The 10,424-nt window shown below is 74.7% G+C and carries 6 protein-coding genes; 3 read left to right on the top strand and 3 right to left on the bottom strand.

Going from position 1 to position 10,424, the window contains the following annotated elements; translation table 11 throughout:
• Together H0E84_RS19235 and H0E84_RS19240 are read left to right on the top strand one after the other, a co-directional pair.
• Window positions 1–1,083, top strand: a 1,083-nt coding sequence (locus H0E84_RS19235) for a glycosyltransferase (RefSeq protein WP_180680278.1), incomplete at its 5' end; no start/stop codon positions are given.
• Window positions 1,083–2,372, top strand: a complete 1,290-nt coding sequence (locus H0E84_RS19240; RefSeq protein WP_180680279.1) for a glycosyltransferase — start codon at window positions 1,083–1,085, stop codon at window positions 2,370–2,372. The genes H0E84_RS19235 and H0E84_RS19240, both read left to right, overlap by 1 nt.
• Before the next feature lie 291 nt (window positions 2,373–2,663).
• Here H0E84_RS19240 and H0E84_RS19245 read toward each other — a convergent pair whose 3' ends face one another.
• Window positions 2,664–4,214: a hypothetical protein gene (locus tag H0E84_RS19245; protein WP_180680280.1), complete on the bottom strand. Its 1,551-nt coding sequence runs from the start codon at window positions 4,212–4,214 to the stop codon at window positions 2,664–2,666.
• 216 nt (window positions 4,215–4,430) lie between these two features.
• Window positions 4,431–6,578 (bottom strand): RelA/SpoT family protein, encoded by a 2,148-nt coding sequence (locus tag H0E84_RS19250; RefSeq protein ID WP_180680281.1) that lies wholly within the window; start codon window positions 6,576–6,578, stop codon window positions 4,431–4,433.
• Between the two features lie 54 nt (window positions 6,579–6,632).
• Between H0E84_RS19250 and H0E84_RS19255 the strand changes: the two genes are divergently transcribed.
• Window positions 6,633–7,124: a hypothetical protein gene (locus H0E84_RS19255; RefSeq protein WP_180680282.1), complete on the top strand. Its 492-nt coding sequence runs from the start codon at window positions 6,633–6,635 to the stop codon at window positions 7,122–7,124.
• Between the two features lie 60 nt (window positions 7,125–7,184).
• Here the strand turns inward: H0E84_RS19255 and H0E84_RS19260 are convergent.
• On the bottom strand, window positions 7,185–10,424 hold a 3,240-nt coding region (locus H0E84_RS19260; protein WP_257644320.1), incomplete at its 5' end, for a DUF3418 domain-containing protein.

A 10,424-nucleotide genomic window follows, 5' to 3' on the forward strand; every position in this document is an offset into this window, starting at 1 on the left:
CTGGTCGACGTCAGCACCCCGCGTCCGGACCGCGACTCGGGCTCGCTGCGCGCCTTCAACCTGATGCGGGTGCTCGCCGAGGACGGCGACCGCGTCGAATTCCTGCCCGACGACCGCGCCGACGCCGGCGCCTACGCCGAGGCGCTGCGTGCGTTGGGGGTGGTGGTGCACGCCGGCGCCGGCGGGTATCCGGACTGGTTCGCCCGGTACCTGCGCGGCTTCGACGTGCTGGTGGTCAGCCGCTACCACCTTGCCGAGTTCCTGGTCCCGCTGGCGCGGCGGATCGCACCCGGCGTGCGCGTCGTGCTCGACACCGTCGACCTGCACCACCTGCGCGAACGGCGCGAAGCCGAGCTGGGCGACGACGGCCGGCTGCGACGGCTGGCGGCGATCACCCGTCGACGCGAACTGCGCGCGGTGGCCGAGGCCGACGTGACCTGGGTGGTCAGCCCGGTGGAGGCGGCGCTGCTGCGCGAAGCGCTGCCGCAAGCGCGCGTCGCGGTGCTGCCCAACCTGCATCGGGCCGAGGAGTCGCCGGCCGGATTCGCCGAGCGCGACGGGCTGCTGTTCGTCGGCGGCGCGCGCCACCCGCCCAACGTCGATGCGCTGCGCTGGCTGCTGGCGGAGATCTTTCCCCGCGTGCGCGCGCGCCTGCCGCGGTGCGAGCTGCAGGTGGTCGGCGACGGCCTGCCGGAGGCGGTCGCGGGGCTGCCGCCGAGTCCGGGCGTGCACCTGCACGGCCACGTCCCCGAGCTCGCCCCGCTGCTCGCCCGCTGCCGCGTGGGCCTGGCGCCGCTGCGCTTCGGCGCCGGCGTCAAGGGCAAGATCAACCTGTGCATGGCCGCCGGCATGCCGGTGGTGGCCACCGCCTGCGCCGCCGAGGGGATGCACGCGGCCGACGGCGTCGAGCTGCTGGTCGCCGACGCACCCGAGGCGTTCGCCGACGCGGTGGTGCGCCTGCACGAGGACGCGGCGCTGTGGTCGCGGCTGGCGCGCGCCGGTACCGCCAACGTCCGCACCCACTTCTCATTCGATGCCGCACGGGCCACCATCGCCGCCTCCTTCCCCCCGGCCCGAGGCTGATGCGGCTGCTCCTGATCGCCTACGAGTTCCCGCCCAGCCCTTCGCCGCAGTCGCTGCGCTGGACCTACCTGTGCCGGGAACTGGCCGCGCTCGGTCACGAGGTGCACGTACTGGCACCGGACCTCGGCGGCCGGACGCCCGGACTGCCGGCGCTGCCTGCGGGCGTGCACGTGCATCGCAGCTTTCCCGGGCCGGTGCGCGGGATCCTGGCGGTGGTGCGCAAGGGCGTGCAGCGCGAGGCGGTGCGGGCCGCGGGCGCGACGCCCTATCCGATCCGGCCGCCGCGCAACTGGAAGCAGCGCGTTTCCGAGGTCGTGCAGAAGATCGCCGAGTACGTGCACTTCCCCGACATCCGCGGCGAATGGCGGCCCTGGGGCCGGCGCGAGCTGCGGCGCGTGCTCGAGGCCGTCGCGCCGGACGTGGTGATCAGTTCGCACGAGCCCGCCACCACCCTGGAACTCGGGCTGTTGGCCGCGCGCCGGGCGCTGCCCTGGGTGGCCGACCTCGGCGACCCGGTGCTGGCCAGCTATACCGCGCCACGCTGGCGCCGCCGGGCGCGGAGCCTGGAGCGGGCGGTGTGCGACCGGGCCGCCCTCGTCACCGTGACCAACCCGGGCGCCGCCGCGCTGCTGCGCGAACGCCACGGCGGATCCGCTGCGATCGCGGTGCTGCCGCAGGGCTACGACGACCGCGCCGTCGACGCCGCGCCCGTCGCCGACGGCGCGATCTTCGACCCCGCACGGCTGGAACTGCTCTACACCGGCAGCTTCTACAGCTTCCGGCGAATCGATGCGCTGCTCGGCGCGCTCGCGCACCACCCGAAAACGCGCCTGAGCATCGCCGCGGTCACCGTGCCCGAGGCGATCCTGGCGGCTGCGAAGGCCGCGCCGGAACGCATCCGCCTGCTCGGCTTCCTGCCGCACACGGCGATCCTGGCGCTGCAGCGCCGCGCCGACGTGCTGGTCAACATCGCCAACGACGACATGACCCAGATCCCGGGCAAGTTCTACGAATACCTCGGCGCCGGGCGGCCCGTCCTGCACCTGGGCAACGGCGCGGATCCGGTCGCCGCGATGGTGGGGGAGCTGCGGCGCGGCTGGGCCTGCGCCAACACCGATGCGGCGATCGGCCACCGCCTGGCGGCGCTCGAGGCAGCGAAAGCGCGCCGCGGACTGGACGAGGGGCTGGCGCTGGGACCCGAAGGCGTGGAGGAGTACGGCTGGAGCCGGATCGCCGCACGCCTGGACTCCCTGCTACGCGAGGTCGCCGGGGCGACGCGGGCGGGCTGAGCGGCGCGGGGCGTTCCTCCGCAAGCGGACGATGGCGGCGGGGCCGGGGCAGTCTCCGCGGGTTGGCGGTGAATCCGGGGATTGCCAGCCGTGCCGGCTTTCGCGTGCACGGCACGCTCCTACAGGGGTTTGTGTCCACCCGATTCCCGTAGGAGCGGCCCATAGCCGCGAAGGCCGCGGGCGGCTCCGGCCGGGTTCGCGGTGATTCCGCGCGCCGGCGAGTGCGCGGGCTTTCGCGCGCATGGCACGCTCCTACAAGGGGCGCACCGCGCTGCAGGGCCGGGGGCTCGGCTACTCGGCGCGGGCCGAGGCGCGGTCGAGGCGCTGGACGAACTCCGTCAGGCCAGGAACCGCCGGATCGATGTCGCGCGCCGCGGCCGCGGCGGCGCGGGCCGGCGCCAGTTCGCCGGCACCGAGGCGCTCGTCGCCGATGGCCAGCCAGCGCTGCGCCAGGCGCCGCCGCGCCAGCGCCAGGTCGCCGACGTCGTCGGCCAGGGCGACGCGGACGTCGAAGCAGGTGCGGGCACGGCCGAGGCTGTTGCTGCGCAGTTCGCGCTCGAAGCACTCGCGCGCGACCGGCAGCAGCCGTTCGCCGGCGCGTCGCACGCCGGGATCGTCGGGAGCGATCGCGCGCGCGCTGCGCAGCCGGTCGTAGGCGCTCTCGCCCGGCGGGGTCAGCAGGTCGCCGCGCTCCTCGGCTGCGGCGGCGGACGCCAGCAGTTCGCGCACCCGCGCGGCGCGCTCGCGCGGCGACAGCTTCGGCCCGAGCTGCGCCTTCAGGCGCCGGGCCCGCTCGACCTGCCGTGCCCCTTCCAGCACCGCCGGGTGGTCGGGCGCCAGCGCGGATGCGCGCGCCAGCGCCGCGTCGGCGTCGGCGAAACGGAAATCCGCGGCCAGTCGCGCCGCGCGCTGCGCCAGCGCCACGCCGACCTGATCGAGACCCGCGCGCGCGTCCGCCGCGCCGGGATCGATCTCCAGCAACTGGCGGTAGCGCTGCTCGGCCCGTTCCAGCTGTCCGGCTTCCAGGTCCGCGGCGGCGCCCGACAGGGCCGCGTCGCGCTCCTCGGCCAGCCGCGCCCCGGTATCCGGCAGGTCGACGTGGCCGGGATCGAACTCGCGCGCCAGCGCCACCGCCGCCGCCGCGCTGGCCAGCTCGCCCTGCCGCAGCCCGGCGCGCGCCTGCTGCAGCAGCTCGGCGATGGCGTCCTCGCGGGCGCGCAGCACGTCGGCGTTGCCCGGATCGAGCTGCAGGATGCGCCGGTACAGCGGCAACGCCGTATCGGCGCCGCCGTGCAGCCGCCCCGCCTCGTGCGCCCGCTGCGCGCGTTCCCAGAGCTGATCCAGGCCCGCATGAGCCGCCTCGCGGCGGCGCAGCGCATCGGCTGCCGCGGCGGCCCCCTCGCGCGGCGCGGACAGCTCGCGCGCCAGGCGCAGGGCCGCATGCGCGTCCGCGAAGCGGTTCTCCGCGGTGGCCCGGCGCGCGCGTTCCAGCGCCGCCAGCGCCACCCGCATCAGTCCCTCGCGCGCCTCGCCGCGGTCCGGCTCCATCGCCAGCGCGGCCTCGTAGAGCTCGCGCGCGCCGCTACCGTCGGCGGCGCTCAGGTGGCCGCGCTGCAGCGCGGATGCGGCCTCCTCGCGCAGCGTCTCGGCACGGGTTTGCGGCCACAGCAGGTCGGCCAGCGGCTGGCGCACCGCGATCAGCAGCAGCAGGAAGACCCCGGCGATCGCCGCCGCCCAGCGCCAGTGGCGCCGCCAGCCCGGCCACGCACGCGCTGCCGCCCGCCTCCGCGACGCGGCGGCGCTGGCACTCGCATGAGCATTGGGATCGCCATCACGATTCACGCGCGCAGCATAAGAGAAGCCGGTCGACGCTGCGCGCCCGCGGGGACCGCGAGCGCCGGCGGCGGCGCGCATCGCCGCACCTGGACCGGCCCGGGTTTCCCTCCACCGGCCGCAAGCCGCACCGATACCGGCCCGATCCGCCATCGGCTGCCGGCAGTGGCAGCCGTCGCGCAGACGGCCGCATCCGCGCCGCGCGTCCGCAGCCGCGGCCGGCAGCTATTCGCGATAGGCGCGCTCCACGCCGGCGATGCCCTCGATCCTGCCCAGCAGCCGCGACAGCTGGCCGAAATCCCGGACCCGCAGCTGCAGGCGCAGGCGCGTCCGGCCGAGGCCGCGGCCGCCCTCGCTGCTGATGCCGAGCACGTGCGCGTCCTCCTGGGCGATCAGATTGGTCAGGTCCTTGAGCAGGTGCTTGCGGTCCACGCCCTCGACGGCGACGTCGGCATCGTGCGCCCCGCCGCTGCGGCCCCATTCCACCGGCAGCAGCCGCTGCGGCTGGCGGGCGCCCAGCCGCTGCAGCGCCTGACAGTCGGCGCGGTGCACGCTCACGCCGCGCGAGCGGGTGAGATATCCGGCGATCGCCTCGCCCGGCAGCGGCCGGCAGCAGCGCGCGATCTGCACCAGCAGATTGTCGACGCCAACCACGCTGAACGCCGAACTCGGCTTCGGCGGTCGCCGCGGCGCCCGCGGCGCGGCGACCGCAGGCGATTGCGGCTGCTCGTGTTCGAGCAGCGCCCGCGTCACCTGGTGCGGGCCGACGTCGCCCAGCGCCACCAGCACGTACAGATCGTCGAGACCCGCGACGTTGAACTTGCGCAACGCCGGCGCCGGATCGGCGTGCTGCAGGCCCAGGCGCTTGAGCTCGCGATCCAGCAGCTCGTGGCCGTCGCGCAGGTTGCGGTCGCGGTCGAGCTTGTGGAACCAGGCGCGCACCTTGTCGCGCGAGCGGCCGCTGGCCAGGTAGCCGTTGGCCGCCATCAGCCAGTCGCGCCGCGGCTCGGCGGTCTTGCCGGTGAGGATCTCGACGCGATCGCCGCTGCGCAGCCTGTGGTCGAGCGGCACGATGCGCCCGTTGACCTTGGCGCCGCGGCAGCGGTGCCCGACCATGGTGTGCACGTGGTAGGCGAAATCCAGCGGCGTGGCGTCGCGCGGCAGGTCGATGACCTCGCCGCGCGGGGTCAGGGTGTAGATGCGGTCCTCGAGCAGCTCGGTGTCCAGCGCGCCGGCCAGCGAGGTCTCGTCGCCACCCTCCTGGTGCGCCTCCAGCAGGCGCCGCATCCACTCGATCTTGCGCTCCAGCGACGCGTCGCCGCTGCCGCCCTCCTTGTAGCGCCAGTGCGCGGCCACGCCCAGCTCGGCCTGCTCGTGCATGTCGAAGGTGCGGATCTGCACCTCCAGGGTCTTGCCCTCCGGCCCGATCACGGCGGTGTGCAGCGAGCGGTAGTCGTTGCGCTTGGGCCGGGCGATGTAGTCGTCGAACTCGCTCGGCACCGGCGTCCACAGCGCATGCACCACGCCCAGCGCGGCGTAGCACGCGGGAACATCGGGCACCAGCACCCGGACCGCGCGCAGATCGTAGAGCTCGCCGAACGGCACCCCTTTGCGCTGCATCTTCTTCCAGATGCTGTACAGGTGCTTGGGACGGCCGGCGACCTCGCCGCGCACGCCCTGTTCGGCCAGCGCCTGCTCCAGGCTGCGCCTGACCGCGTCGATGTAGCGTTCGCGGCCGGTGCGCTTGTCGTCGAGCAGGCCGGCGATGCGCCGGTAGGTGTCCGGCTCCAGGTAGCGGAACGCGAGGTCCTCGAGTTCCCACTTCAGCTGCCAGATGCCCAGGCGGTTGGCCAGCGGCGCATGGATGTCGCGGGCCAGGCGCGCCAGCGCGCGGCGCTCGTCGTCCGGCGCGCCGGTCGCGGCGCGCATCCAGGCCAGCTGCCGCGCCAGCAGGATCGGCACCACCCGCAGGTCGCGCACGATCGCCAGCAGCAGGCGGCGCAGCCCCTCCTGATTGCCCTGGCCGTCGCGCTCGGCATGCAGCGCCCAGACCTGCTGCGCGGCGCGCTGGCCGTCGACCAGCGTCGCCACGCCCGGATGATGGCGCGCCAGCGTGCCCTCGATGGCGGTTGCCCAGGCCGGCGACGCGTGCAGGATCGCGGCGGCCACCACCTCGCCGTCGGCGTGCAGCAGCGCCAGCGCGCGCAGCGCATCGGCCAGCAGCGGCAGGGGCTCGTCCGGCCCGGTAGCGGCGCCCGCCGTCGCCGCCGCTTCCGCCAGCAGCGCGCGCAGCGCCGGGGTCAGCGCCGCCGCGGCCGGCAGCGCGAGCAGGGTGTCCAGCGGGGTACGGTCGGCGGACGCCACGACGGTCACGGAGCGGGTATGGACGGACTACACTAATGATGTCCGCCTACCAGGAACAGACCGATGCGTGCCTTCCGCCTCCTGACCGCCATCCTGCTGCTGGCCTGCGCCGCCCAGGCCGTGGCCCAGCAATCGATCCGCGAGCGGATGACGCCGCAGGAGTTCAGCGCCGCCGGCCTCGACAAGCTGGCGCCGGAGGAACTGGCGGCGCTCGACGCCTGGCTGCAGCGCCGGGCCGGCGACGACGCGGCGGCGGCGGTCGAGCAGGCGCGCGAGGAAGGCCGCCAGGAAGTGGTGCGCAAGCATCGCGGCTTCTTCGACTTCGGTACGAACGAGCCGATCGAGGGCCACCTGGTCGGCGAGTTCAACGGCTTCGCCAAGGGCCGGCGCTACACCCTCGACAACGGCCAGGTCTGGGAGCAGACCGAAGCCGCGACCCTGGCCGGCGTACGCGCGACCGACCCGAAGGTCACGATCCGCCCCGGCTCGCTGGGCGTCTGGTGGCTGCGGATCGACGGCTACAACACCCGGGCCAAGGTGCGCCGTATCGAGTAGTGCGCCGGACCCGCGGCATCGCGTCGACCGGGATCGCGGTTCCGGTCGGCGGGGACGGGGTCACCCGGCCCGCAACGCATCCAGGCGGCGCGCCAGCTTTTTCGGCGACACGCCGCCACGGGCGCCCAGCTCCTGGGCGTACAGCGAGACCCGCAGCTCTTCCAGGTCGCGTGCGAATCCGCGCCAGCCAGGATCGCCCGCTTCGCCCTCGACCTCGGCCTGCCGCAGCGCCTCGACGAAGGGCGCCAGCTCCAGCATCCGCTGCTGGTCGCGCAGCGGGTCGCGCAGCGCCCGTTCGGCGCGCAGCGCCAGCGCCTGCAGATAGCGGGGATATTCGGCCAGCAGCGCCTCCGGGACGTCGCGCAGGAAGCCCGGCGGCGCCAGCGCTGCCAGGTGCGCCTGCATGTCGTCGAGGTTGGCGCGCGCCCAGCCCATCAGGCCCGAGTCGAGGCGGGCGCGGATCTCCGCGATGCGCTCGAGGATGCTCTCGGCCAGCCGCAGGCGGCGCGTGGATTCGGCGAACAGCGTGCGCGCGATCGCGTCGCGGCGCGCGGCGAAGGCCGCGGCATCGCGGATCCCGACGAGACCGTCGGCGGCCAGTGCCAGGAAGGCGCCCTCGACCAGGTCCTCGCGCAGCAGGTCCCCACCGCGCGGCTCCGGCGCGCGCGGAGCGGCGGCCTCGATCGCGGCGTAGAGGAGTGCCGTCTTCGGGGCCACCGGCAACTGCTTGCGCGCCTGCCGCAGCCTGATCTCCAGCGCGATCCGCAGCAGCCGCAGCACGCCGCCGGGGTGCAGCGAATCGGCCCGCGCGGGGTCGGCATGGACCGCCAGGCCGACGCTGTCGCCCTCGTCGGCCAGCGCCGGATACGCCGCCACGCCGCCGACTCCGGGCACCGAGCGCGGCACCGGCTCGGCCGGAAACTCCCTGATGCCCTCGCGCGCCATGCCCTCGGCCGCCCGCGCCGCGAAGGCGCGGGCGGCGCGCTCGCCGAACTCGGCGCGCAGCGCGTCGAGGTCGCGCGTCTCCGCCAGCACCTGGCGGCCGTCGGGCGCGAGCAGGCGCAGGTTGATGCGCAGGTGCGGGTCCAGCGCCGCTCCGTCGAAGTCCACCGCCGTCACGGCGACCCCGGTGAGCCGCTGCAGGAAGCGCGCGAGCGCGCCGGAGAAGGCCTCGGCCTCCGGCTGCGGATGCGCCTGGGCGAAGGCACGGGCGAAATCCGGCGCCGGCACGAAGTTGCGGCGCAGCGCCTTGGGCAGCGCGCGGATCAGCGCCGCCGCCTTGTCCTCGTAGAAGCCCGGCGCCAGCCAGCTCAGGCGCGCCGGATCCAGCGCGTTGAGCAGGTGCAGCGGCACGCTCACGGTCATCCCGTCGTCCGGCGCGCCCGGCTCGAAGCGGTAGCGCACTGCCAGCCGTGCCTCGCCCAGCGCGATCGTCGGCGGGAACCGCGCCGCATCGCTCTCGTCGCCGACCAGCAGATCCTCGCCGCTCCATTCCAGCGCGCGCCGCTCCGGCTCCTGCGCCTTGCCGGCCCAGGCATCGAGCGAGCGCGCATCGACGATCTGCGCGGGGATGCGGGCGTCGTACCACTGCGCCATCCACTCCTCGTCGACCACCAGGCCGACCCGCCGCTGCTTGGCCTCCTCCTCGCGCGCGCGCTCCAGGGTGGCGAGGTTGCGCGCCAGGAACGGGCTGCGCAGGTTGATCTCTCCGGCCACCAGCCCGTCGCGCAGGAAAAGTTCACGGGCCTCGCGCGGGTACAGCCGCCCGTAGTCGATCGGCTTCTTCGGCGCCAGCACCAGCCCGAACAGGCTGAGCTGCTCGCTGCCGAGCACCCGCCCCTGCGAGCGCGACCATCGCGGGTCGTGGTGGCGCCGCGCCAGCAGATGTTCGAGTTCGGCGATGGCCCAGTCCGGCTCGATCGCGGCGTTGGTCAACGACCACACCCGCTCGGTGTCGAGCAGCGTGGCCGCGAGCACCCAAGGCGGCGGCTTGCGCGCCAGCGTCGAGCCCGGGAACAGCTGGAATCTGCGCCCGCGCGGTCCCTCGTAGAGGTTGCGGTCGCCGCGCTGGCCGACCTGGGTGGGCAGGCCGGCGATCAGCGCGCGGTGCAGCGTTGCGTACGCATTCGCCGCTCCGCGCGCTTCCGCAGGTGCGCGCCGGCGCCCCTGGCGTGCGGATCCGGCACGCGGGTTCTCGGGCCCGGCCGTCTCCGGCCGGGGAGCGGCGATCGCCTTGTCCAGGGGTTCGTCGACAGGACCGACCGGCCAGCCCAGCTCCTCGCACTGCAGCTTGAGCTGGCGGTGCAGCTCGCGCCACTCGCGCATGCGCAGGAAACCGAGGAAATGCCTGTCGCACCAGCGTCGCAGTTGCGACTGGGTGGAATCCTCGTGCGCTTCCCGGTAGGCGTCCCGGAGTCTGAGGATGCCGACGAACTCCGACTTCGGGTCGGCGAACAGCGCGTGCGCGTTGTCGGCTGCGGCGCGCTGGTCGGCGGGACGTTCGCGGGGGTCCTGGATGCCGAGGAAGGAGGCGATCGCCAGCATCTCGCGCAGGCAGCCGTGTTGCCGGGCGGCCACCAGCATCCGCGCCAGCTTCACGTCGACCGCCAGCCTGGCCATGCTGCGCCCGGTGGCGGTGAGCCGGCGCTCCCCGTCGACGGCGCCCAGTTCGGCCAACTGCTGCCAGCCGTCGGCCACCGCGCGCGGATCCGGCGGTTCCACGAACGGGAACCGTTCGATGTCGCCCAGTCCGAGCGACAGCATCCGCAGGATCACCCCGGCCAGCGCCGCGCGGCGGATCTCGGGGTCGGTGTACGGCGCACGCGACTGGTAGTCCGCTTCGGAATAGATCCGGTAACAGACGCCGGGCGCGATGCGGCCGCAGCGGCCCTTGCGCTGTTCGGCGCTGGCCTGCGAGACCGGCTCCACGTGCAGGCGGTCGAGCTTCTGCCGCGGGCTGTAACGCTTGACCCGCGCCACGCCCGGATCGACCACGTAGTGGATGCGCGGCACCGTGAGCGAGGTCTCGGCGACATTGGTGGCCAGGACGATGCGCCGCTGCGGGCCGGGATTGAACACCCGGTCCTGGTCGCGCGCCGACAGCCGCGCGTACAGCGGCAGCACCTCGGTATGGCGGTACTTGCGGCCCTCGAGCGCGCGGTGCGCGTCGCGGATCTCGCGCTCGCCTGGCAGGAACACCAGGGTATCGCCACCGCCGCGCTCGCGCGCGATCTCGTCGCAGGCGGCGACGATGCCGGCCGGAAGAGAAAGGGGGTCGGAGTCGCTTTCTCCACCGCCGTC

It is taken from the genome of Luteimonas salinisoli, from assembly GCF_013425525.1.
Taxonomy (GTDB): Bacteria; Pseudomonadota; Gammaproteobacteria; order Xanthomonadales; family Xanthomonadaceae; genus Luteimonas; species Luteimonas salinisoli.

Excerpts from the sequence above, each read along its gene's own strand:
- H0E84_RS19255 (WP_180680282.1), top strand. The coding sequence starts at position 6,633 with ATGCGTGCCTTCCGCCTCCTGACCGCCATCCTGCTGCTGGCCTGCGCC.
- H0E84_RS19240 (WP_180680279.1), top strand. The coding sequence starts at position 1,083 with ATGCGGCTGCTCCTGATCGCCTACGAGTTCCCGCCCAGCCCTTCGCCG.